Genomic DNA, 23,683 nt, shown 5'->3' on the forward strand with positions numbered 1-23,683 from the left:
CTAGATTGGTAATTGGTCGTCTTATATGTAATTACTTCCTGTAAGTTAGTGATTAGTTAGTTTTTGATAGTTGATTGAAAAGCCCAAGGAATTCACCTTGGGCTTTTTTACATTTATAATCTAAATCAATACAAAAAAAGACACTCGTTAGAGTGCCTTTTCTAAATTAATTTATAATAATCTTCTTTATAGTAAACTTATTATTATTTTTAATTTTAAGAAGATAAATTCCGCTATTTAAGTTTTCAATGTCAAATGCTTTATCATCAAAATTAGGATTCTTTTTAGCGTAAACTTCTTTTCCTAAAATAGAATATACTCTAATGTCATTAATTCCAGATTCGTTAGAGAAAATAGTAATTTTACCGTTAACTGATGGATTAGGAAATACACGAGCTTTTAATGTTTGTTCCTCAGAAACACTAGCCGTTGCCCATCTGTTTTCTGCTACAGGTCCGCCCCAAATTTGAGTTGCTAAATTCGGATTGTCAATAAAAGGATTTCTATTTCCTTGTGCATAGGTATTAGTTGTATCACCATGGTAAGTATTTCTATTATCTTCAATTTCAGAAACTGGATCTTCAGCATTCCATTTTAAAAATAAATCGATCATGTCATCAGGTGTACTTGCAGAACTCCCAATTCCAACTACTGTAGGTAAACATCTATCTCCATAACGTAAATACATATACATCATCATTCTAGCTACATCACCTTTCCACTCATCACCAGGATACCAGCCACCATTTACTCTTCGAGAGTTTCCAGTACTTTCCACAAAAGCTAAATTTCCTCTATCTCTATTATGATCTACATCAGATGGACGTAAACTATGTGCATCAGTACCTGCTCCAGGTGAACTTGTAGATAATGAAGGGTTAGCTAAACTTCGAGGATATACGTGTTCTCTGTTCCAATCACCAGCACTTCCTCCGTTTTCATTAATTCCTCTAGTTCTCGCAGTTACGCCTGAAGTACTATATCCATAAATTAAAATAACTTCATTAGCATTTTCTGGGTTTACATCTGTTTTTCTTGAGGCTTCCCAAACACCAGGGGTATAGGATAAAAAGTTAGTATGAGTAGCTGTAATTTTTGTAGCTAACTCATCTTTAAGAGTTAATCCAGATTTAGTTAAGTCTACATCATTATAATAACTTTGTTGTGAAAATCCAACAAAGAAATAAAATGTAAAAAATAAAAAGAATAGTTTTTTAATCATGCTTACTTTTTTTCTAATAAAGCCATATAAAATCCATCAAAACCAGATTCATGAGATAATACTTTCTTATCATGCACGAAAGTAAAATCTTTTCCTGCGTCTGATGCTAAGAAAAATTCGACTTGTTGTTGGTTTTCTGATGGTAAAACAGAACAAGTAGCGTATACTAATTTTCCGCCTGGTTTAACCATTTTAGAGTAACTTTGTAATACTTCTTGCTGAACATTTTTAATGTTATCTAAAAACTCAGGTTGTAATTTCCATTTACTATCTGGATTTCTACGAATTACTCCTAACCCTGAACAAGGAGCGTCAATTAAAACGCGATCTGCTTTATTGTAAAGTTTTTTAATAGTTTTCGTAGAGTCAATTACTCTAGTATCAATATTATGAACACCATTTCTACGAGCTCTAACTTTTAGTTTTTTTAGTTTACTTTCGTAAATATCCATGGCAATAATTTGCCCTTTATTTTTCATTAAAGAAGCAAGGTGTAATGTTTTACCTCCAGCACCTGCACAAGTATCTATTACTTTCATACCTGGTTCAACTTCTAAATAAGAAGCAACCAATTGAGAAGAAGCATCTTGAACTTCAAAAAATCCTTTTTTGAAACTTTCTGTTTTAAATACATTAGCACGTTCTACTAATTTTAATGCATCAGGATATCCTTTTATAAATTCAGTATCAATCCCTTCAGCTTGTAATTTACTTCTTAGATTTTCTTTGGTAGTATTTAAAGTATTAGTTCTTAAAATAACTTCAGCTTGCTTATTTAAAGAAGCAATTTCTTTAGTCCATACTTTTTCTCCTAATTCACTTAAGCAAACATCATCGATCCAATCAGGAATAGATTCTCTAAATTTTCTGATTTTTGATAACTCATCAAATTTTCCTTTGATTCTTCTATTTGGAGTAGGTTCAATTTGGTTCCAATCTGGTAATTGAATACCTCTTAAAACACACCAAACTGAAAACAAACGCCATAAATCTTGACGAGAGAAAGGTTCTTTTACATTAGCTATTTCTGCATATAATCGTTTCCAACGAACAATTTCATAAATAGTTTCAGCAACAAATTTACGGTCTCTAGCGCCCCAGCGCTTGTCTCTTCGTAAAGCTGTTTCAACACCTTTATCTGCATAAACACCTTCGTTGAAAATGTCTCTTAGACTGTCTATTACAGCAAAAACTAAATTTCTATGTAGTCTCATTCGTTTTATTTTGGGCTGCAAAGATACTACGATTTATTGGGTTTTTGTATTTTCGTGTAAAAACTTAAAACTTTGTCTATGAAAGTGCTGAATTATTTATTCGTTTTGTTTAGTGTACTAAATGTTTTTTCTCAAGAAGGAAAGTATATAGGAGTGTATGGTGAACGTTTTAAAATTAATGAAACTGTAATGTTATTTGGTGATAATGTTCGTTTAAGAGAAGAACCAAATATGAATGCTAAAGTTCTAAAGACTTTAAAAATTGGAGAAGAAGTTACAGTTTTAAGTTCTGGAATAGAAGATGAAAAACCAATACCTGATAATGAAATAGTTTGGGAATGGTATAAAGTTAAATATAAAAACATAGAAGGGTATGTATATGAAAGTTTATTGTCTTTAGATTATAAAGTTTATGATACTGACCTTTATTTAGTGTCTATTAGAAAAGATAAAAACAAAAATGATAAAGTTGTAGTTAGGTTATTTAATAAAGAAACTAATAAATATGAAGAAAATTCAAGTTTTTTAGGAAGTGCAACAACTTTTAAAATTAGAGTATTTGGAAATAAAGGATTGAAAAAATATTAAGTCTATCTTTTTAGTAGATGCTATAGCAGAAGCTTGCGGAGTAGATGGTGGTGGAGTTTATTGGTTTAATGATGGAAGTTTAAAAAAAGGTGTTGCTTTTTCTAGTTTTGCTGATGGAGGTTCTTGGTTCGAGGAAAAAATAGTTTTTCCAAATGATAAAGAAGGGATAGAAGATAAAATTGTTTTTATTAGAGAAGTAGGTGAAACTATTGATTATAAAAAAGATTACATTAAAAAGACTGTTGAATCTTGTGCTTTTGATTGGGAAGGAGAAGAAATTAAATTTGAGATTGAAGACAAAAAAGATCATTAATTTTTAATCATTGAATGAACTTAAATCAACCAGTTACATATATTAAGGGAGTTAGCGTTGCAAGGGCAGAACTGCTGTATTCAGAGTTAGGAATAAGGACTTGTAATGATTTTTTGCACTTATTTCCAAATCGTTATATTGATAAAACTCAGTTTTATACAATTAACCAGTTAGAACAAAATAGTTCCGAGGTTCAAATCGTTGGTAAAATTACTGGAATTAAAACTGTAAAGCAGAAAAGAGGAAGTAGATTAGTTGCAACATTTGCTGATGCAACTGGTACAATGGAATTAGTTTGGTTTAAAGGTGTAAAATGGATTAAAGACAGTTTAAAAGTAAATACACCTTATGTAATTTATGGAAAATTAAACTGGTTCAAAGGAACTGCAAACATGGCGCATCCTGAATTGGAACTAGTATCTGAATATAAAAGTAAGATACAAATGGCAATGCAACCTGTTTATCCTTCTACCGAGAAATTATCAAATAAAGGTATTAGTAATAAAGTCATGAGAACCATGATTCAAAATTTATTACAACAATCTTTTGATAGTATAGAAGAAACATTTACAACTGATTTTAGAACTGAAAATCAGTTATTACATAAAAAAGAATCGATTCTTAATATACATTTTCCTAAAAGTCAAGAATTATTAGCAAAAGCACAATATCGATTAAAATTTGAAGAACTGTTTTATATTCAATTACAGTTGTTAGTAAAAAAACTAATCAATAAATCTAGAATTAAAGGTTATGTTTTTGAAAATGTAGGAGAGCAGTTTAATACCTTTTATAATAATCATTTACCTTTTGATTTGACAAATGCTCAAAAAAGAGTATTAAAAGAGATTAGAAAAGATACAGGAACTGGTGCACAAATGAATCGTCTCTTACAAGGAGATGTTGGATCGGGTAAAACTATAGTTGGGCTTTTAGTGATGTTATTAGCAATTGATAATGGTTATCAAGCTACAATAATGGCTCCGACAGAAATTTTGGCAAATCAGCATTACAATGGAATAAAAGAGTTACTTGCTAATACTACGATCAATGTTGAGTTATTAACAGGATCTACTAAAACAAAAAAACGAAGAGAGATTCATGAAGGTTTAGAAAATGGATCACTCCATATTCTAATAGGAACACATGCTATTTTAGAAGATAAAGTTCAATTTAAAAAATTAGGATTAGCAATTATAGATGAACAACATCGATTTGGTGTTGCACAAAGAAGTAAACTTTGGAAAAAAAGTGAGATTGAAGGAGTTCCACCGCATGTTTTAGTGATGACTGCAACTCCAATTCCTAGAACATTAGCAATGTCTGTTTATGGAGATTTAGATGTTTCTGTAATAGATGAATTACCTCCAGGAAGAAAGGCTGTAAAAACAGTACATCGATACGATAGTCATCGTTTAGGAGTATTTCGATTTTTAAAAGATGAAATAGAAAAAGGAAGACAAGTGTATGTTGTTTATCCATTAATTCAAGAGTCACAGGCTATGGATTATAAAGATTTAATGGATGGTTACGAAAGTATTGTCCGAGAATTTCCGTCACCAAAGTATCAAATTAGTATTGTACATGGGCAGATGAAACCAGCGGACAAAGATTATGAAATGGAACGTTTCTTAAGAAAAGAAACTCAAATTATGGTCGCTACGACTGTTATTGAAGTTGGTGTAAATGTTCCAAATGCATCTGTAATGGTTATAGAAAGTTCTGAGCGTTTTGGTTTAAGTCAATTGCATCAGTTGCGAGGTAGAGTAGGTAGAGGAGCAGAACAGAGTTATTGTATTTTATTAACAGGAGTAAAATTGTCTTCTGATGCTAAAACTAGAATTAAAACTATGGTGGAAACTTCTGATGGATTTAAAATTGCTGAAGTTGATTTAAAATTAAGAGGACCGGGAAATATCATGGGAACACAACAAAGTGGTGTTCTTAATTTAAAAATAGCAGATGTCGTAAAAGATAGTCCGATTTTATATAATGCTCGACAATGTGCAATAAAAATATTAAATGACGATCCGGGGCTAAAAAAAGAAGAAAACGCTTTGATATTAAAACGACTTATATCTTTACAACGTACCAGTGGGATTTGGAGTAATATAAGTTAATAAAAAACTCCGCCAATAGGCGGAGCTAATCATACTCTTTTATGTTTTTTAGTTAGGAACACAAGTTCCGTAAAAAGAACCATATCTTTTTACACAAGAAAAGTCTCCAGGAAAAGCGTAAGGTATACTTTCCCAACAATCTCTATGCGTGTTACAAAAAATGTTTGTGTAACCACCATTGATACTTTTTTGCTGTTCTTTCGTTAATTTTTTTCCTAAGTTTTTTAACATAATAGAAGGTTTTTTGGTTAAATAATTTTATGAACAACTAATATACAAAACTTAATGAATTGATAATTAGATTTATATTTGAATTATTATCATGATAATACATAGGATACCCATTCTTTTGGAGTTTCAAGCATAGGGAAATGCCCTGAATTATTAAGAGTATATAATGTGTTATTTTGTATTTCTTTATGAAGCAATTCAGCCATTTTGTAAACTGCAACAGGATCATTTTTAGGCCAAACTATTTTAGTTGGTATAGTCGTTGTTTTTAAAGCACCGATCCATCTATGCCAGAAAAAATAACGTTCATTAATGTAGTTGGATAATTTATGAATTACAGCTTTACCATCATTATGAGTAAGTTGTATCCACATTTCTTTGAGTTCTTCGTTGGTTACTTTTTTCTTGTCGAAATAAACATTTCGTATGTTTTTAGAAAAAATGTACTCGTTAGATAGTTTAGCAACATGTTTACCAGTAAGTTTATTTTTTAATAACTTTTGAATCAATCGTAGTTGCGAAAGTTCAATATGTACGCTTCCATTGCATAAAATGAATTCTTCAATAGTTACATCAATTTGTTTTTTATTAAGACGAGCAATTATTTCTGTAGCTATACTAGTTCCATAATCATGAGCAAGTAAAGTGAATTTAGAAACACCAAGTTGTTTCCATAATGCTAAGGCAACATCAGCTTGTTCAATTAAAGAATAAGAATACTCTTTTGGTTTATCAGAGAAACCATAACCCAAATGATCGTGAACAATCACTCTGTATTTTTTAGTAAGTTGATTTAAAACTTTATAATAATCATAAGATGAAGTCGGATAACCATGCAAAATAACTAATATTGGTTTGTCTTTTTCACCAGCATCTACAGTGAAAATTTTATGATTAAAAACAGTTCTAAATTCACCTTTTTTTACCCACTCATTTGAAGTCATAATCTTATTTAAAAATATATAAACAATGTAGTGAATTTTGCTTAGTTTTGATATAATAAAATCTTTCTCTTATTTATTTTATAGACGTCATATTACCTATACCAATACAAAAAACATTTATGTATTCGGTAACTAAAGAAGAGGCAAGTTTCCTTGAAAAAGGAATGCGAGTTGCTGTATCTTTTGGTAAAACTAAAATGTACGCAGCTTTAGTTTTTAATATCCATCAAAATCCTCCAGAACTTTACGAGGCTAAAGAGATTCATCAAATTTTAGATGAAAAACCTATTGTAAATGAAAGACAGTTAAAACATTGGCAATGGATTTCACAATATTACATGTGTTCTTTAGGAGATGTATACAGAGCAGCTGTTCCTTCTGCATTTCTTTTGGAAAGTGAAACTGTAATTCATAAAAATGAAACATTTACCAATATTGATGTTTTAAATGATGAAGAATACTTGATTTATGAAGCTTTACAACGTCAATCACAGTTAACAATTCATGAAATAACGGCGATATTAGATCGAAAAAAAGTATTCCCCGTTATAAACCAATTAATAGACAAATCTGTATTGTATGTAAAAGAGGAAATTTACGAAACATACAAACCTAAGTTAATCAAATATGTGAGGCTTAATAAAGTTTACGAACATGAAGAAGGTTTGCAAGCTTTATTATCAGAATTATCTCGTGCAAAAAAACAAAGAGATGCTGTTTTAACCTTTTTTCAATTAAAAACAGATAAAAAACCTATTAAGGCTAAAACTTTACAAGAGAGATCAGGAGTTTCTAGTCAAATATTAAAATCTTTAGTAGATAAAGAGATTTTTGAATTTTATCATATTCAAACAGATAGAGTTCAGTTTAAAGGAGATGAAAACCCGTTAAAAGATCTTAATGAATTTCAAGAAAAAGCATTATTTAACATTAAAGAATCTTTTAAGGACAACGATATTACATTATTACACGGAGTAACAAGTTCTGGAAAAACAGAAGTGTATACAAAATTGATTAAAGAAGTTTTAGCTGAAGGGAAACAAGTATTATTTATGTTGCCTGAAATTGCTCTTACTACCCAAATCATTACGCGTTTACAGAATTATTTCGGAAATCAAATTTCTGTTTTTCATTCTAAATATTCAGTGAATGAAAGAGTTGAAGTTTGGAATAATACACTTAACCAAAAAACAAAAGCACAAATTATTTTAGGAGCTCGATCAACTGTTTTTCTTCCTTTTTCTAATTTAGGATTAATCGTTGTTGATGAAGAACATGAAGTTTCTTACAAACAATTTGAACCATCACCAAGGTATAATGCTAGAGATTCAGCTATTGTTTTAGGTAAAATTCATAAAGCAAAAGTTCTTTTGGGTTCAGCAACACCTTCTATCGAATCTAAATTTAATGCTTTAGAAGGAAAATATGGATTGGTCAATTTAACAAGACGACACGGAAATGTTTTGATGCCTAAAATAGAATTGATTGATGTAAAGGAAAAAAGAAAGCGAAGAGAAATGGTTGGACATTTTTCTGATCGATTGATTCAATTAATTAATGAAGCTTTAGAGGAGAAAGAACAAGTAATTCTGTTTCAAAATAGAAGAGGATATTCACCAATTGTTGAATGTACAACTTGTGGGAATTCACCTCAGTGTCCGAATTGTGATGTTAGTTTAACATATCACAAGTACAACAATCAATTAAAGTGTCATTATTGTCATTATCAAAGAGCTATGCCAACCAGTTGTGGAGCTTGCGGTAGTTCTACATTAGACACGAAAGGTTTCGGAACAGAGCAAATAGAACTTGAATTAAAAGAACTTTTTCCAAATCATAATATTGGAAGAATGGACTCTGATACAACTAGAGGAAAATTTGGTTATCAGAAAATTATAGAGGCTTTTGATGCCCAGGAGATAGATGTTTTAGTAGGAACTCAAATGTTGTCTAAAGGTTTAGATTTTAAAAACGTGACTTTAGTTGGTGTTTTAAGTGCTGATACAATGTTGAATTTCCCTGATTTTAGAGCGCATGAAAGAGCTTTTCAATTAATGGTTCAGGTTGCTGGTAGAGCAGGAAGATATCAAAAACAAGGATTGGTAGCTATACAAACCTATAATCCTTATCATCAAATTTTACAGCAAGTTTCTACAAATAATTATGAGGAAATGTATAAAGAACAATTGCAAGATCGTTGGCAATATCATTATCCTCCTTACTATCGTTTAATCAAGATAACTTTAAAACATAGAGATTATGTTAGAGTAAACGATGGTATAAATTGGTTAGCAAAATCCTTACAGAACGTATTCAGAGAAAATGTTTTAGGTCCAACAGCTCCTTCAGTTTCTAGAGTACGAAATCAGTATATAAAAAATTTAGTGATAAAAATTCCTCCGAAACAATCATTACTAAAAACGAAACAAGAGATTCAAAGAATAAGAACTACGTTTGAAGCAGTTAAAGAATTTCGTCCTATTCGTTTTATTTTAGATGTTGATGCTTATTAAATCATAAATGCTATGAAATTCCAATATGTAAATCTTAATAAAGAAGAAAAGGTAATTGATTTACCTGTAAGTGAAGAAGCTTTTAATAAAACGAAGAGTTTTGTTAAAGGATCTGCATTAATTGATATGTATTATGATTGGTTGATTTGGGATTTAAGAGATTATTTTTTTGATAAAATGATTTTAGATTCATTTAGAAAAGAAATCAATTCTTTTTGTAAAAGAATTCAGTTAGCTGATTTTGATTATGAAAAGAACGCAGGGCCTGAAGATGTAAAAGTAGTTCAGATGTATTATCATGTGTACATTTGGGATCAGATTTTTGTTGCTTGTGAACCTGAAGGATCGTTTCATAAAGAAAGTTTAGTACAAGATCGATTAGAGTTAGATTTAGAGTTTGAATTAAATGAATTAGAACACTTACTATTGCAGTTATTAGATGCATTAGAAGTAGATTATTCAGAATTTAAGGAAGAAGAAGATATTTCAACAAATGAATTAGGTATAGATACTTTGGTAGAAAATTTACTTAGAGAATGTTGGAGAAAAACAAAAGAAGAAACCAACTCTAAAATTGTTGGAACTTTATTTGAAGCAACAGGCTTAGGTTCTACTGGAGATTTAGATACAGATAAAGTTATTGGAGATAGTGAAGAGTTAATAATAGAATTCTTTAAGAAAAAAAATATAAAAGCGTAGAATTTATTTCTACGCTTTTGCTTTTAATGCTTGTATTTATCTGTAATATTAACCAATTTAAAACTTGTTTCTTTATTTGTTAAAATTAAAGTATCGTTTTTTAAATTAAAGTCAAAAGTTACATTATAAGATTCGCTATTTCTTTTTTTATTGTAATAATCAGTAATTTCTTTTTTTATTGCTTTAGTACTATCTTTTGGTAAGTTCAATTTATTTAAACTGTCTTTAACTAAGAAGTAGCCTGTTTCAGTGTAACATTTAGCTTTTAAGATTACCGATTTTTTTAAAGAATCAATAGAAAAGTTACCATAATAAATATTATCGTTAAAATCTTTAATTTTTAATCTATAATCATAATCAAAATAAACTCTAAAATATCGTTCATTAAAATTTTCAGGTACTGCTTTGTAAATTCCGAAGATTTCCTTTTCAACTAAAAAATTCTTTTTAATATTAGAAATGTAGTTGTATCCATAAAAAATCATTCCGCCAATAATTAAGAATTTTATCCAATATAAATTTTTAATTTTTTTAGGTAATATAGAAGGAAATAAAGGCGTGTTAATTTTAAACTTTAAGAAATATGTTTTAAAACCATTCCAATCCGATAGTAACAAGAAAACTCCCATTATACTTAATCTAATAGCCATAGAAAGTGCTCCTTGAATATCATAAAAAATATCTACTAATAAGATATTTATCATAAAACTTAAAAATAAAATAACTCCAGCACGTTCGGTTTTTCTAAATAAAAGTAAAAAAGCAGCGATAATTTGAGTAAAAGCTATTATTAATCCATAGGTTCTTGAGTATCCATAGTAATTCCAAGTTAGCATGAAACCATTAAATTGGTTTATAGAGGTATCCCCAAGGTAAGATAAACCTAAATCGAATTGACTTTTAAGTATTTTACCAAAAGCATAGGAAAACATCTGAAAAGCAATATAATATCTACAGATAAGACGAAGTATATATAAGAAGTTGTTCTTCTGTTTTTCAGACTTTAAAAATTTTTTAATCATAGTTTTTTTAATTTTTTTAGTTTAATGAAATTTTAAGTCAGTTTTGAAAAGATTACAAAAAGCATAATAATCAGTGTTTTTTATCATGGTAATTTTTTTAAAAGAGTTTATTCTAAATATATTTACTTCAAATCTAAAATAAAATCAATGAATTTCGAAAAAGAGTATGATTTAATTTGTATTGGAGGTGGTATAATGAGTGCAAATTTAGCTTTATTAGCTAAATTATTAGATCCTAAATTAAAAATACTAATTCTTGAACGTTTAGATGGAGTTGCTTTGGAGAGTTCAGCAGCGTGGAATAATGCAGGAACTGGACATGCAGCTTTATGTGAACTAAATTATTGTCCAGAAAAGGAAGATGGATCCATAGCTATGGAAAAAGCAATTCGTATTTGTACTCAATTTGAAATTTCTAAACAGTTTTGGGCATATTTAACAAAGAATGGATACATAGATAATCCTAATGATTTTGTAATGCCAGTAAAACATCATAGTTGGGTTACAGGTAAAGAGAATAGTGATTATCTAGAAAAAAGATTCAAAGCTTATAAAGAACACTTTATGTTCGATAATATTAGTTTCACTAGAGATATTGCAGAAATGGAAAAGTGGTTTCCATTAATTATGAATGATAGAGGAGAGGAAGAGATTATGGCCGCTTCTCGAATGGATAGGGGAACAGAAGTAAACTACGGAGCATTAACTAAAGTACTTTTTAAAGTTTTAGAAGAAAAGTTTGATACACCAGTATATTGTAACCAAGAAGTTTTAGATGTTGATCCAGATACAGATTTAGATTGGACTGTAGCAACAAAAAACACAAAAACAGATGAGATACATAATATAGAAGCAAAACATGTTTTTATTGGAGCTGGAGGTGGAAGTTTATTATTACTGCAAAAAATAGAGATAGAAGAGAAAGAAGGTTACGGTGGTTTTCCTGTTAGTGGAGAGTGGTTAGTTTGCAATAATGAAGAAATTATTAATCAGCATAACGCAAAAGTATACAGTAAAGCAGGAATTGGAGACCCGCCAATGTCTACACCACATTTAGATACAAGATACATCGACGGAAAAAAGTCATTATTATTTGGTCCATTTGCTGGCTTTAGTCCAAAGTTTTTAAAAGAAGGATCGAATTTAGATTTATTTAAATCGATTCAGTTTGATAATATTTCACCAATGCTAGGTGCTTTTTGGCACAATTTACCACTAACAAAGTATTTAGTTCATCAAGTATTAATGAATAAAGAAGACCGAATAGAGTCGCTTCGCAAGTTTATGAAGAATGCAAAAAGTGAAGACTGGGATGTTGTAAAAGCAGGTCAGCGTGTTCAAATTATTAAGAAAGATGAATTCGAAGGAGGTCAGTTACGATTCGGAACTGAAGTAATTAGTAGTAAAGATGGAAGTATTACTTGTTTGTTGGGCGCATCTCCAGGAGCATCAACAGCAACAGCTATCATGTTTGAAGTATTAGAAAAAGCTTTTCCTGAATTGTTACAAAATCAAGAAAATAAAGACCTATTAAGTAAAGTAGTTCCTTTTTATAATAAAGAAGTTGAAGAAGTATTTTTTAAAAGTGAGTTAAAAAGAGTAAATACAATCTTAAATCTATAAACCAAACTGTTTGTTATGAAAGCTAATTTGTCTAAACTATTATTGGTGTTATGTTTTGTTTTGTTTCACGGTATAACAAAAGCTAATAATTCATTTCATTTTTATGAACAAGATAGCATTGTAGAGCAACAAATACCACCATCAACATTTATAAGTCCCAAGTATGAAAACATAAGTGTTTATAAAGTTGATAATGTTCCAGACCCCAAAAAAGGCAGTTCAAATGGATTTGTGTCAGATCCTAATAATTACATCAATCCATCTGAAGAATATAAGATCAACTCGATTCTTTGGGAGTTGGAAGAGAATTCTACAGCTCAAGTTGCAGTTGTAATTTTAAAAAGTATCGGAAATGAAATTCCTAAAGATTTTGCAGTAAAACTATTTGAAAAATGGGGTATTGGTCAAGCTGATAAAGACAATGGGTTGTTAATATTAACTGTTATAGATCAACGAAGAACAGAGTTTGAAGTCGGTTATGGTTTAGAACCAATTTTAACGGATTTAATTTGCCATAGAATTGGAACAGATGAAATAATACCTAACTTTAAAAAAGGAGAATTTGGATTAGGTTTAATTGCGGCTTCTAATAAAGTAAAGCAAATAATTGAGGATCCTAAAAATATAGAAGAAGTATATTCTCAAAACATTAGTTATCCTGAAAAGAGAAATTCGTCTTTAAGTTCTGTTTATGATCAATACTTAGATTCTAAAGAGCCATCTCCGTATAAAATTTTCCTAACATACTTACCATTATTAATATTAATACTAGTTTATGCAAGTTTAAATGGAGTGCTTTTTCAACGAATGAAGGAGAAAATAGCGATTATAGATAATAGTAAAGAAGATTATTATGATAAGTATAATGAATTAAAAAACACAACCAGAGGAGCTTTAGGTTGTTTATCATTGTTTTTAGGGATGTTTTTTCCAATATATGCGTATTTTAGATACACTACCAGAAAAAAGAAATTAAAAGAGTATCGTTATGCTCCAAGATTTAGCAGAGTTAATGGGCAGAAAATGGAATTGTTAAATGCTTGGGCAGAAAATGAATTTTTGAAAGAAGGTGAAATTTTAGAAGAAAAATTAGATGCCGCAGAGTATGATGTATGGGTTACAGAAGACGAATCTGATGTGATGGTCTTAGAATACGAAGGTTCCAGTAGAAAGTATTCCGATTGTAAAGAATGTGGTTATAAAACTTATGGGCGTTCTAGTACAAGAATTATTCGAAGTGCGACCTATGAAAGAGCAGGAAAAAAAGAAGAAATATATTTATGTAGAAATTGTCATTATACAGATTCCGTGATAATAACAATTCCCCAAAAGGTAAGATCTCAGTCGTCTAGCAGCTATTCTTCAGGAGGAAGTAGTTGGAGTAGTAGTTCATCATCTTCTTCAAGTTGGGGAGGTGGAAGTTCTGGAGGTGGAGGAGCTGGTGTTAGTTGGTAAAAAACTATTCTTAATAATAAAAAGAACTGATTAAGTCTTTTTTGTTTAATTTTTAATGTTCTGTAAATGAGTTTTTTATGTTTTTTTGTGGTTGTTTTGTGTTGGATTGTTTAATTTTTTAAAATTGTAATACATTGTAAAACAATGATTTAAAAAGGTGTTTTTCCTCTTTTAAAGAATATCTTTAATTCGTAAATTTAAAATGTAAATAAATCTAAATATAAAGTACTTTCTTTCCCCCGATTTACATCTTGTGTATGTAGCTTTAAACCTTCTAAACATAAATTTAGGAGGTTTTATGTTTTATTCAGGCAACCTTTTTCAAAACTATGTAGTCTATATATTTGTAAGAGGACAAAAACAGTGAATTGAAAATAATTTCTTTACATACAAAATCACAACAGCAACGTAAAAAAGCGATTAAAGGAGATCGTGAAGCTCAAGAGCAAATATTTAAAGAACACGCTCCTGTTATGCTTAGTGTATGTAGGCAATATGTAAAAGATATTCATCATGCAGAAGATTTAATGTTACAAGGTTTTTTAAAAGTTTTTAAAAATTTAGAGAAATTTAAAAACGAAGGAAGCTTTGAAGGTTGGATTAGAAAAATAATGGTGAATACTTGTATTAGTTATTTAAGAAAGAAAAATCACTTAGAATTTACAGATGAAGAATATCAGTTTAATGATATGGTTACTCATAACATTGAAAATACATCAGTAGAAGATATTCAGAGATTAATTGACGCCTTACCAGATGGTTATAAAATGGTTTTCAATTTGTACGCAATAGAAGGTTACAAACATCACGAAATAGCTAAGAAGTTATCTATTTCAGAAAGTACTTCTAAATCGCAGTTATTTAAAGCTCGTAAATGGTTACAAGCTAATTATATTAAAATGAATAGAATTAAAGATGCAGACAGATAATTTTGACAAACAAATAGCCGAAAAGCTTAAAAATAGAAGATTATCACCTTCTGGTTCTGCTTGGGAAAGGTTAAGTAATCAGCTAGATGAAGTTGATCAGTCTAAGCGTAAGAACAAAATGGTTCTTTTAAGTTATGTAGCTAGTATTTTACTTCTAATATCATTAGGGATGTTTTTCTTGAAAGATGATATTAATAATTCAATCGATTTTCCTAAACAGGAAATAATTACTAAAACAGAAAAAAAAGTCGATAACGATATATTCCAGAAAAAAAGTTCAAAAGAAGAGTTTAAACCAGTGGTTTTAGCAAAAAAAGATGAAGGTATAAAGAAACAAACTCATAAAACTAAAGTTAAAATCACAAGTAAAACAGAATTACTAAAGAAAGAATTTAATGATAAAGTAAATTTTATTAAAACTGAAATTTCAGAAGATAAATTATTAGCTCAGAAACAAAAAACAGTAAAAGATTCAGTTATAAATCAAAAAATAAAAACAGTAATACCAGCTACTAAAAGAATATATGTAAATGCAGATGATTTATTATATGCTGTTACTCATAACCCAGAGGAAGTAAAAGAATATTATGCTAAATACAAAATAAACAGAAATGATATTATAGATACAGTAAAATATAAGTTACTAAAATCTAATTTGAAAATTGACCCAGAAATAATTTTAGCCGAAGTAGAAAGTGCTATAGATGAATCTTATTATCAAGAAAATTTCATGGATAAATTCAAATCAAAACTATCAGAAGTTATTGTAGCAATTGCAGAAAGAAATAATAAATAGAAATTATAAAATAATTATCGATAATTAGACTTACCAAACCTTAAATCACGTTTAATTTAAAACTTAAAAAATGAAAAGAATACTACTAATATTAGTACTTCTATGTACTACTTATGCCCAATCTCAAGAAAAAACTTTTGAAAAAGAAGTAAAGAAAATTTCAATTGAAATAGAGAAAATTACGAAACAAGAAAAAGATAGCTTAAAGAAAAAAGTAAAAGCTATTAATAAAAGATTAAGTAAAGGAGAAATTACAGAAGAAAAAGCGAAACAATTAAAAAAAGAAGTAGCAGAGTTACACGCGTCAAATATAGAGAACAGAGTTAGTAAAGAAGAATTAAAACTACAACAATTAGTACAAGATAAAACTAATGGTAAAATAGTTAGTGATGATGCAGATTTTAATGATTATGTTTTCAATTTTCAAATTTTTGATAGAGGTATAGGTATTAGTAATGCTTCTGTAGGAGAGCGAAGAGTTAAGAGACATAGAAAAAGGAATAAAAGAACCACAAGTCAAATAGTTTTAGCTATGGGAGCAAATAATGTAATTGAAAATCATAACCTAGGTTCTATTAATAATTCTGAATATAAATTTTGGCAATCACGTTTTTACGAAATAGGATTTTCTTTAAAAACTAGGCTTTCAAAAGAACCATCTAAAACATATTTTAAATACGGTCTTTCTTTTTTATGGAACAATTTACGAGCAGATAATAACCAAATTCATGAAGTAAATGGAGACCAAACTAATTTAGTAACTTTTTCTGATAAACTTTCAGAAAGTAGATTGCGTCATGTACAAATGATTTTTCCAATGCATTTAGAATTTGATTTTTCAAAACATAAAAAATATGATGATGGTTTTGTGAAGGATAGAACCAACGAAGGAATTCGTTTAGGATTAGGAGGTTTCTTTGGATTTAAATTAGGAACAAGACAATATTTAGAGTATGAAAATAGTAATGGTATTGAGATTGAAGAAGTTCAAAAAGATCCGTTTAACACGAATACTTTAAATTATGGTTTAAGTGGTTATTTATCATACAAATGGTATGGATTGTATGTGAAATATGATTTAAATCCACTATTTAAAAATACAAATACACGAAACATATCTTTAGGAGTTCGTTTCGATATCGACTAAACTTTATTAAAAGTAGCGGTATTGTCCGCTACTTTTTCTTTTCCCATTCTGCTCTTAAATCATCAGATAAGATTCCTGTACCATCATGTTTCCATCCAGGAGGTTTAAAAAAATATAATAGTCTTTTTCTTACAGAAGTTTTACTTTTAAATACATCGGAAAGCATATGATACCATTCAATAAAAGCAATTTTAATAGGATTATAGGTATTAATATTTTTAACTAAACCATAAATAGGTTTTTCTACTTCAGGTTCAAAAGTTCCAAAGATTTTGTCCCAAATAATAAAAATACCAGCATGATTTCTATCTAAGTATTGGGGATTTGTTGCGTGATGAACTCTATGATGACTAGGGGTGTTAAAAATGGCTTCAAACCAATTAGGCATTTTCTGTATTAATTCAGTATGAATCCAATATTGATATAATAAGCTAATACTCATTTGAACCATAACCATTACAGGATGAAAACCAATAATTATTAAAGGAAGCCAAAAAATAAAAGTATAAAAACTTCCTGTCCAAGTTTGACGTAAAGCTGTACTTAAATTATATTTTTGAGAAGAATGATGAACTACATGGCTTGCCCAAAATAATCTACTTTCATGTGCAATTCGATGATTCCAATAGTACACAAAATCTTCAGCAAAAAGTAAAATAACCCAAGCCCACCAAGAAAAAGGGATGGTGAAAAACCGATACTTATATAAAAGTAAAAAGATAGTGAGTATAACTCCTTTAGTAAATAAACCAATAAAAACATTACCTAATCCCATTAAAATGGAAGTGTAAGCATCTTTAAACTCATAATTATCAAGTTTCACTTTTACAGTTAAAATGGCTTCAATAATTACTGTAATTACAAAAAATGGAATTGCATAATGAATTAACTCTGGCATTTCAGGAATTGTCATAATTTAGGGTTTATTTTTTGTGAATATACTAAAAAGAAAAATATTTGTTTTTATTATTCAATTATTAGATATATAAATGTTATATTTGCACGCTTTAAAAATTAATTTAAACATTTAATTATGAATCATTACGAAACTGTTTTCATTTTGAATCCCGTTTTATCTGAAGGTCAGATAAAGGAAACAGTAAAAAAGTTCGAGGACTATTTAGTTTCAAAAGGTGCAGAAATGATCCACAAAGAAGATTGGGGCTTAAAAAAATTAGCTTACCCTATCCAAAAGAAGAAAAGTGGTTTCTATCATTTATTCGAATTTAAATCAGCTGGTGAAGTAATTTCTCCATTTGAATTAGAGTTTAGACGTGACGATAGTATCATGCGTTACTTAACTGTAAAGTTAGACAAGCACGCTGCTGCTTGGGCTGAGAAGAGAAGACAAAGAGTTAAATCTGCAAAAAAGTAATCAATTATGTCATCAATTGAACAACAAGCAAAAGGAAACAAGCAGGGGGAAGTACGTTACTTAACTCCACTTGACATTGAAACTAAAAAAGAAGCTAAATACTGTCGTTTTAAGAAAAACGGTATCAAGTACATCGATTATAAAGATGCTGATTTCTTAATGTACTTAGTAAACGAGCAAGGTAAGATTTTACCAAGACGTTTAACAGGAACTTCATTAAAATATCAACGTAAAGTAGCACAAGCTATTAAAAGAGCTCGTCACTTAGCTTTAATGCCATACGTTGGTGATATGTTAAAATAAAAAAGAAGTAGAACAATGGAATTGATATTAAGACAAGACGTAGAAAATTTAGGTTTTAAAGATGATGTTGTAACTGTTAAGAATGGTTATGGACGTAACTACCTAATACCTCAAGGATATGCAGTTTTAGCTACTTCTTCAGCTAAGAAAGTATTAGCAGAAAATTTAAAGCAACGTGCTTTTAAAGAAGCTAAATTAGTAGAAGATGCTAACAAAATAGCAGAAACTATTAAAGGTTACGAATTAAAGATTGCCTCTAAAGTAGGAAGTGGAGATAAATTATTTGGATCTGTAAATAATGCTGATGTAGCTGATGCTTTAGCTAAAGAAGGTACTGAGATTGAAAAGAAATTTATCAAAGTTACCGGAGGTAATGTAAAAAGATTAGGTAAATATAACGCAGCTGTTCGTTTACATAGATCAGTAGTTGTAGATATTACATTTGAAGTAGTAGCTGAAAAATAATTTCAGAAATTTAACTTTAAAAAAATAAAAACACACTCAATGAGTGTGTTTTTTTATGATATAATGTGGAAAACCGTAATTTTAATTGCGGTTTTCCCTATTTAGAAACAGGTTTTTTCCTGTTTAAAAACCTTAAATAATTTGCAAATTGCCAATGCATATACTTTTATATAATTTATTTAGGGGATTATTTAATTATATAAGAAATAAAAACTCCGACGAAAGTCGGAGTTTTTTTATAAGTTAGATTACTATTTCTTGGTTTCTCATAATATCTTCAAAAGTTTCTCTTTTTCGTATTAAATAATCCTTACCTTCATGAATCATAACTTCTGCAGGTCTGTATCGAGAATTATAATTGGATGCCATAGAGAAACAATATGCTCCAGCATTATGGAAACATAAAATATCATCCTCTCTAATTTCATTAATTCTTCGGTTTGTACCAAAAGTATCTGTTTCACATATATATCCTACAATACTATAAAAACGTTCTCTTCCTTTTGGATTAGATAAGTTTTCTATAAAGTGGTACGAGTTATAAAACATAGGACGGATAAGGTGATTTAAACCACTATCAATTCCTGCAAATACAGTAGAAGTAGTTTGTTTAATAACATTTACTGTAGCTAAGAAATATCCTGCTTGACTCACTAAAAACTTTCCAGGTTCAAACATTAAGGTTAAATCTCTTCCGTATTCTTTACAGAAATCATTAAACCTTTTCGATAAATGTTTTCCTAAATCTTCAATATTTGTAGCAATGTCACCTTCTTTGTAAGGAACTTTAAATCCACTGCCAAAATCAATAAACTCAATATTTTTAAATTCTTTAGCAGTGTTGAAAAGAATTTCAGTAGCCATTAAAAAAGTATCTACATCTAGAATGTCAGAACCTGTATGCATATGAATACCATTTATATGCATGCCTGTGTTTTCTACTACTCTTTTTATATGTGGAACCTGATGTATTGAAATTCCAAATTTCGAATCGATATGTCCAACAGAAATTTTAGAGTTTCCACCTGCCATTACATGAGGGTTTATTCTAATACAAACCGGAATGTTTGGGTGTTTTTGACCGAATAATTCTAGAATAGATAAATTATCGATATTTATTTGTACTCCAAGCTTTGCTACATCTTCAATTTCTTTTAAAGAAACACCATTTGGAGTGTAAATAATGTCTTTTGGCTCAAATCCAGCTAATAAACCTAGTTTAACTTCTTGAATAGATACAGTATCTAATCCACTTCCTAATTTATTAAATACCTTTAGTATATTAACATTAGATAATGCCTTAGTTGCGTAATTAATTTTTACATTCTTTACCTTAGAAAAAGCTTTTGTTATTCTTTTGTATTGACTTATAATCTTTTCTGTATCATACACATATAAAGGACTTCCATGCTTTTTTGCTAAATCTAATAGTAAATTGTTCTCCATTTTTAAAATTAATTTTTTTCAAATGTATTGATATAAAAATTTAAAAAAAATTGAATGTGAGAATATAACACAATAGCCTATTATGTGAAAAAATTACATTTTTTTATTACAAATTGCAATTTTTCTTTGGTTTTTGGTAAAAAATAATATTATCTTTGTATCGAAATCAAAATTGATGGGAGTGTTTTCATATATTTGATTTTAATAGGAGGTTAATTAAAAACTCTGGTATTTCTTCACCAGAGTTTTTTCATTTTATAATATGTAGTAAATTTTCTATTTAAACTTCACTGAAACTTTTTCCGCTATACCAACAATAACTTCTGAAGCTTTAATCATAGATTCAACAGGAACATATTCGTATCTACCATGAAAATTATGCCCGCCTGCAAATATATTTGGACAAGGAAGTCCCATATAAGATAATTGAGAACCATCGGTTCCTCCTCTAATAGGTTTAATTAATGGTGTAATATTTAAATCTTTCATTACTTCTTCAGCAATATCTACGATATACATTACAGGTTCAACCTTTTCACGCATATTAAAATATTGATCTTTAATCACTACTTTAATTGCTTCTTTGCCAAGTTCATTATTAATTTTTTCAGCAACAGATATCATAGTTTCTTTTCTTTGCTGAAAAAGTTCCATGTCATGATCTCTAATAATGTATTTTAAAACTGTTTGCTCAACTTTGCCTTCCATTGTGTGTAAATGGAAAAAACCTTCGTAACCTGTAGTTTGTTCTGGAACTTCATTTTCAGGTAAAGTGTTGATGAATTGACTGGCAATAGTCATAGAATTCACCATTTTTCCTTTAGCGTAACCAGGATGAACAATTTTTCCTTCTATAGTAACAACTGCACCTGCAGCATTGAAGTTTTCATATTCTAATTCACCGATTTGGCTTCCGTCCATTGTGTATGCCCATTTTGCTCCAAACTTTTCTACATCAAATTTGTGAGCTCCTTTTCCAACTTCTTCATCTGGAGTAAAACAAATTCTGATTTTTCCATGTTTAATTTCTGGATGTTGAATTAAATACTCCATCGCTGTTACAATTTCTGTAACTCCAGCTTTATCGTCTGCTCCTAATAAAGTTGTACCATCTGTTGTAATTAAGGTTTGACCTTTATATTGTAATAAATCTTCAAAATACGAAGGCGATAAAACAATATTCTCTTTTTGATTTAAAACAATATCTTCACCATTATAATTCTCATGAATTTGAGGTTTTACATTTGCTCCAGTATAATCAGGACTTGTGTCTATATGTGCAACAAAACCAATTGTTGGTACTTCATAATCAATATTACTTGGTAACGTAGCCATTAAGTAACAATTTTCATCCAATTCTACATCTTTCATTCCAATACTGATTAATTCCTTTTCTAATAATCTAGCTAAATCCCATTGTTTTTCAGTACTTGGAAAAGCAGGATTTGTAGGGTCAGATTCAGTATCAATTGTCACGTATTTAATAAATCTATTAATTATGTTTTGTTTGTTCATTTATGTTTTGTTTGTTTTTTGAATGTTTATTTTACACGTACATTATTAATTAAAGTAATTGCAGAGCAAAGTCGCTCATTAATTAATGAATCACCATAAATTTCTGTTTTAGCATGTATAAAACCAGTTTCAGTTTTTCCATAAAGATTTAGAATATGGTAATTAAACTTTCCTCTTTTTCCTTTAGCTAAGTTATAATATGCGTCGTTTCTTTTGAATTTTATTTGTTTCGATTGTACTTCTTCAAGTTGTAATTCTTTATTATCACTTTTCACTTTATTAATAAAATCATTATCAATATTGTCAGGATTTGTGATAAAAGAAATATCGATTAAAGTAGCTTTAGATAAACTTAATGTTGTATCTGCAGCATAAATAGAAGAAACAGCTTCTTCATAATATAAATTAATCTTCCAGTGTTTTGGGAATTTTACAGTGAATTTTTTCTTAAAATCTTCAACCGTTTCTAAATTACCTGGAGAAGGAAATTCACAAGCAAATTCTTTACCTAATTCGTTAGAATCACATGATATAAATATAAATGCAGTGAAGAAAAATAGTAAATACTTTGTCATAATTATTTTTGTTCAAAATAAGCAATAAGCAAATCTACAACATAGCTGTAAGATTCTATTCCTTTTGTTTGATTATTCGCTTTTAAATAAGAATTATATCCTTTTTTTAAATAAGGTTCAATAGGGTTTTCATACTTTTTCCAAAACAAATAGTTGTCATTTAGTTCTTTCTTGATACCTTTATTTACTGTTTTCAAAAGTTCTTTATATAATTCTTTATCACGTTTTCTTATTTCTCGCATACAATATCGAAATGCCATTCGATAACCAGAGTAATTAAAATAAACATCATCACTATAAATACAAGCTAAAAAGCCTAAGAAATTAGCGTCGTTTTCTGCTGACCAACCGATTTGATGTGCAACTTCATGACAAGTAGTTGCTGGATAACCTGCTTTTGGAAGCATACTATTTACTTGTGCTTCACCTGTTATTGGATTTAAATATCCTGCTGTTCCGTTATAAGACTGAAATAAACTAACTAATGAGTTTTTTATAGCAGTATTTTTATAAGCGAGTTGCGGATAATCAATAGCTACATTTTTGTAAGCATCAGGTACTTTAGCATAAATTTCACTTGAAGAATAAGGAACATTAATTTTTAATGTATCGTTTTTTGTTATGTTGAAATGAATGTTATTGAAAATTTCAATAGTTTTCTTTGTAGTTCTTATTAATTGTTCTGTAGTATATTTAGATTGTTGTAAACCTAAGTTGTTAGCCAAAGGTTTTCTAAAATAATTTAATCCCCAAAACATATAAAAGCAAAAATAAACTACAGATAAAGCAGCAATAAATTGTACTAGTTTAGGAAATATGTTTTTTAATTTATTTTTAATTAAAATGTAAACCTGACGAATAAATAGAATAATTAGAGTAAACCCTAAAATATCTCCCAAAGAAAAAGGTAACCAACCTAAAAGAATTCTAAAAAATCTAGATATATATGGATATATCCCTGAAGAATAGTACTGTTCAATAAACTCATGCTTTTGGCTTAAAAATTGTACTATAAAGAACTGTATTGGTAATAATGTAGCAAGTATTACATGTTTCTTTTTTAATTTCATTGGGTAAAAATATAAAACAAAAATGTTATCAACATGTTAGTAACAGTTTTGTTTACATTTTTTGTGAAAAAAGAAAATTGTTAAAAATGAGGAACAATATGAACCTAAAAAATTACTT

At 29.1% G+C, this 23,683-nt stretch carries 22 protein-coding genes; 12 read left to right on the forward strand and 10 right to left on the reverse strand.

What is annotated here, in order from left to right; genetic code table 11:
- Positions 1-166 precede the first annotated feature (166 nt).
- Positions 167-1,222, reverse strand: a complete 1,056-nt coding sequence (locus AC2TEO_RS01515) for an endonuclease (protein ID WP_442266417.1) — start codon at positions 1,220-1,222, stop codon at positions 167-169.
- 2 nt (positions 1,223-1,224) lie between these two features.
- Entirely contained in the window at positions 1,225-2,436 is a 1,212-nt protein-coding gene (locus AC2TEO_RS01520) for an RsmB/NOP family class I SAM-dependent RNA methyltransferase (RefSeq protein WP_442266418.1), read from the reverse strand.
- Positions 2,437-2,514: 78 nt separating this feature from the next.
- Here AC2TEO_RS01520 and AC2TEO_RS01525 point away from each other — a divergent pair, with 78 nt between their 5' ends.
- Both AC2TEO_RS01525 and recG read left to right on the forward strand, forming a co-directional pair.
- Positions 2,515-3,024 (forward strand): SH3 domain-containing protein, encoded by a 510-nt coding sequence (locus AC2TEO_RS01525; protein ID WP_442266419.1) that lies wholly within the window; start codon positions 2,515-2,517, stop codon positions 3,022-3,024.
- A gap of 327 nt (positions 3,025-3,351) precedes the next feature.
- Entirely contained in the window at positions 3,352-5,457 is a 2,106-nt protein-coding gene (recG, locus tag AC2TEO_RS01530; RefSeq protein ID WP_442266420.1) for an ATP-dependent DNA helicase RecG, read from the forward strand.
- A 48-nt stretch (positions 5,458-5,505) separates the two neighbouring features.
- On the opposite strand, the gene AC2TEO_RS01535 is transcribed toward recG, so the two are convergent.
- On the reverse strand, positions 5,506-5,688 hold the full coding sequence (locus AC2TEO_RS01535) for a hypothetical protein (RefSeq protein ID WP_299677828.1): 183 nt from the start codon (positions 5,686-5,688) through the stop codon (positions 5,506-5,508).
- An 89-nt stretch (positions 5,689-5,777) separates the two neighbouring features.
- Entirely contained in the window at positions 5,778-6,632 is an 855-nt protein-coding gene (locus AC2TEO_RS01540) for an alpha/beta fold hydrolase (protein WP_442266421.1), read from the reverse strand.
- Positions 6,633-6,703: 71 nt separating this feature from the next.
- Between AC2TEO_RS01540 and priA the strand changes: the two genes are divergently transcribed.
- Together priA and AC2TEO_RS01550 are read left to right on the forward strand one after the other, a co-directional pair.
- A complete protein-coding gene (priA, locus tag AC2TEO_RS01545; protein WP_484730888.1) occupies positions 6,704-9,145 on the forward strand; it encodes a replication restart helicase PriA in 2,442 nt (813 codons plus the stop codon).
- Between the two features lie 12 nt (positions 9,146-9,157).
- Positions 9,158-9,844 carry a hypothetical protein gene (locus AC2TEO_RS01550; protein ID WP_442266422.1) on the forward strand — a complete coding sequence of 229 codons (687 nt, stop codon included), beginning with the start codon at positions 9,158-9,160 and terminating at the stop codon, positions 9,842-9,844.
- A 23-nt stretch (positions 9,845-9,867) separates the two neighbouring features.
- On the opposite strand, the gene AC2TEO_RS01555 is transcribed toward AC2TEO_RS01550, so the two are convergent.
- Positions 9,868-10,866 (reverse strand): hypothetical protein, encoded by a 999-nt coding sequence (locus AC2TEO_RS01555; RefSeq protein WP_442266423.1) that lies wholly within the window; start codon positions 10,864-10,866, stop codon positions 9,868-9,870.
- A 147-nt stretch (positions 10,867-11,013) separates the two neighbouring features.
- Here AC2TEO_RS01555 and mqo point away from each other — a divergent pair, with 147 nt between their 5' ends.
- The 5 genes from mqo to AC2TEO_RS01580 all read left to right on the forward strand — a co-directional run bounded on the left by mqo (position 11,014) and on the right by AC2TEO_RS01580 (position 16,816).
- Positions 11,014-12,489: a malate dehydrogenase (quinone) gene (gene mqo / locus AC2TEO_RS01560; protein ID WP_442266424.1), complete on the forward strand. Its 1,476-nt coding sequence runs from the start codon at positions 11,014-11,016 to the stop codon at positions 12,487-12,489.
- A gap of 15 nt (positions 12,490-12,504) precedes the next feature.
- Positions 12,505-13,944 carry a TPM domain-containing protein gene (locus AC2TEO_RS01565; RefSeq protein WP_442266425.1) on the forward strand — a complete coding sequence of 480 codons (1,440 nt, stop codon included), beginning with the start codon at positions 12,505-12,507 and terminating at the stop codon, positions 13,942-13,944.
- 368 nt (positions 13,945-14,312) lie between these two features.
- Positions 14,313-14,873, forward strand: a complete 561-nt coding sequence (locus AC2TEO_RS01570) for an RNA polymerase sigma factor (RefSeq protein WP_442266426.1) — start codon at positions 14,313-14,315, stop codon at positions 14,871-14,873.
- Positions 14,860-15,669, forward strand: a complete 810-nt coding sequence (locus tag AC2TEO_RS01575) for a hypothetical protein (RefSeq protein ID WP_442266427.1) — start codon at positions 14,860-14,862, stop codon at positions 15,667-15,669. Before AC2TEO_RS01570 ends, AC2TEO_RS01575 begins: the two co-directional genes overlap by 14 nt.
- 70 nt (positions 15,670-15,739) lie before the next feature.
- A complete protein-coding gene (locus AC2TEO_RS01580; protein WP_442266428.1) occupies positions 15,740-16,816 on the forward strand; it encodes a hypothetical protein in 1,077 nt (358 codons plus the stop codon).
- Positions 16,817-16,844: 28 nt separating this feature from the next.
- Here the strand turns inward: AC2TEO_RS01580 and AC2TEO_RS01585 are convergent, their stop codons facing one another.
- The gene (locus AC2TEO_RS01585) at positions 16,845-17,729 is read right to left on the reverse strand and encodes a sterol desaturase family protein (RefSeq protein WP_442266429.1); all 885 of its coding nucleotides are present in this window, start codon (positions 17,727-17,729) and stop codon (positions 16,845-16,847) included.
- Positions 17,730-17,849: 120 nt separating this feature from the next.
- On the opposite strand from AC2TEO_RS01585, the gene rpsF reads away from it, so the two are divergent.
- Genes rpsF through rplI form a run of 3 tightly spaced genes read left to right on the forward strand, consistent with a single transcriptional unit; the run spans position 17,850 to position 18,959 of the window.
- Positions 17,850-18,191, forward strand: coding sequence for a 30S ribosomal protein S6 (gene rpsF / locus AC2TEO_RS01590; protein ID WP_442266430.1), 342 nt, complete (start codon positions 17,850-17,852; stop codon positions 18,189-18,191).
- Between the two features lie 3 nt (positions 18,192-18,194).
- Positions 18,195-18,494: a 30S ribosomal protein S18 gene (gene rpsR, locus AC2TEO_RS01595; RefSeq protein ID WP_173862380.1), complete on the forward strand. Its 300-nt coding sequence runs from the start codon at positions 18,195-18,197 to the stop codon at positions 18,492-18,494.
- 15 nt (positions 18,495-18,509) lie between these two features.
- Complete coding sequence (gene rplI / locus AC2TEO_RS01600; protein ID WP_442266431.1) at positions 18,510-18,959, forward strand: 50S ribosomal protein L9; 450 nt, start codon at positions 18,510-18,512, stop codon at positions 18,957-18,959.
- A gap of 243 nt (positions 18,960-19,202) precedes the next feature.
- On the opposite strand, the gene lysA is transcribed toward rplI, so the two are convergent.
- The 4 genes from lysA to AC2TEO_RS01620 form a co-directional block, all read right to left on the reverse strand.
- A complete protein-coding gene (gene lysA / locus AC2TEO_RS01605; RefSeq protein WP_442266432.1) occupies positions 19,203-20,405 on the reverse strand; it encodes a diaminopimelate decarboxylase in 1,203 nt (400 codons plus the stop codon).
- A 276-nt stretch (positions 20,406-20,681) separates the two neighbouring features.
- A complete protein-coding gene (pepT, locus tag AC2TEO_RS01610) occupies positions 20,682-21,920 on the reverse strand; it encodes a peptidase T (RefSeq protein WP_442266433.1) in 1,239 nt (412 codons plus the stop codon).
- Positions 21,921-21,946: 26 nt separating this feature from the next.
- A complete protein-coding gene (locus AC2TEO_RS01615) occupies positions 21,947-22,495 on the reverse strand; it encodes a hypothetical protein (RefSeq protein ID WP_442266434.1) in 549 nt (182 codons plus the stop codon).
- A 2-nt stretch (positions 22,496-22,497) separates the two neighbouring features.
- Positions 22,498-23,565 carry a DUF3810 domain-containing protein gene (locus AC2TEO_RS01620; RefSeq protein WP_442266435.1) on the reverse strand — a complete coding sequence of 356 codons (1,068 nt, stop codon included), beginning with the start codon at positions 23,563-23,565 and terminating at the stop codon, positions 22,498-22,500.
- Between the last annotated feature and the right edge of the window lie 118 nt (positions 23,566-23,683).

The organism is Tenacibaculum aquaeponti (assembly GCF_057221555.1).

Excerpts from the sequence above, each read along its gene's own strand:
- AC2TEO_RS01515 (WP_442266417.1), bottom strand. The coding sequence starts at position 1,222 with ATGATTAAAAAACTATTCTTTTTATTTTTTACATTTTATTTCTTTGTT.
- AC2TEO_RS01520 (WP_442266418.1), bottom strand. The coding sequence starts at position 2,436 with ATGAGACTACATAGAAATTTAGTTTTTGCTGTAATAGACAGTCTAAGA.
- AC2TEO_RS01525 (WP_442266419.1), top strand. The coding sequence starts at position 2,515 with ATGAAAGTGCTGAATTATTTATTCGTTTTGTTTAGTGTACTAAATGTT.
- recG (WP_442266420.1), top strand. The coding sequence starts at position 3,352 with ATGAACTTAAATCAACCAGTTACATATATTAAGGGAGTTAGCGTTGCA.
- AC2TEO_RS01535 (WP_299677828.1), bottom strand. The coding sequence starts at position 5,688 with ATGTTAAAAAACTTAGGAAAAAAATTAACGAAAGAACAGCAAAAAAGT.
- AC2TEO_RS01540 (WP_442266421.1), bottom strand. The coding sequence starts at position 6,632 with ATGACTTCAAATGAGTGGGTAAAAAAAGGTGAATTTAGAACTGTTTTT.
- AC2TEO_RS01550 (WP_442266422.1), top strand. The coding sequence starts at position 9,158 with ATGAAATTCCAATATGTAAATCTTAATAAAGAAGAAAAGGTAATTGAT.
- AC2TEO_RS01555 (WP_442266423.1), bottom strand. The coding sequence starts at position 10,866 with ATGATTAAAAAATTTTTAAAGTCTGAAAAACAGAAGAACAACTTCTTA.
- mqo (WP_442266424.1), top strand. The coding sequence starts at position 11,014 with ATGAATTTCGAAAAAGAGTATGATTTAATTTGTATTGGAGGTGGTATA.
- AC2TEO_RS01565 (WP_442266425.1), top strand. The coding sequence starts at position 12,505 with ATGAAAGCTAATTTGTCTAAACTATTATTGGTGTTATGTTTTGTTTTG.
- AC2TEO_RS01575 (WP_442266427.1), top strand. The coding sequence starts at position 14,860 with ATGCAGACAGATAATTTTGACAAACAAATAGCCGAAAAGCTTAAAAAT.
- AC2TEO_RS01580 (WP_442266428.1), top strand. The coding sequence starts at position 15,740 with ATGAAAAGAATACTACTAATATTAGTACTTCTATGTACTACTTATGCC.
- AC2TEO_RS01585 (WP_442266429.1), bottom strand. The coding sequence starts at position 17,729 with ATGACAATTCCTGAAATGCCAGAGTTAATTCATTATGCAATTCCATTT.
- rpsF (WP_442266430.1), top strand. The coding sequence starts at position 17,850 with ATGAATCATTACGAAACTGTTTTCATTTTGAATCCCGTTTTATCTGAA.
- rplI (WP_442266431.1), top strand. The coding sequence starts at position 18,510 with ATGGAATTGATATTAAGACAAGACGTAGAAAATTTAGGTTTTAAAGAT.
- lysA (WP_442266432.1), bottom strand. The coding sequence starts at position 20,405 with ATGGAGAACAATTTACTATTAGATTTAGCAAAAAAGCATGGAAGTCCT.
- pepT (WP_442266433.1), bottom strand. The coding sequence starts at position 21,920 with ATGAACAAACAAAACATAATTAATAGATTTATTAAATACGTGACAATT.
- AC2TEO_RS01615 (WP_442266434.1), bottom strand. The coding sequence starts at position 22,495 with ATGACAAAGTATTTACTATTTTTCTTCACTGCATTTATATTTATATCA.
- AC2TEO_RS01620 (WP_442266435.1), bottom strand. The coding sequence starts at position 23,565 with ATGAAATTAAAAAAGAAACATGTAATACTTGCTACATTATTACCAATA.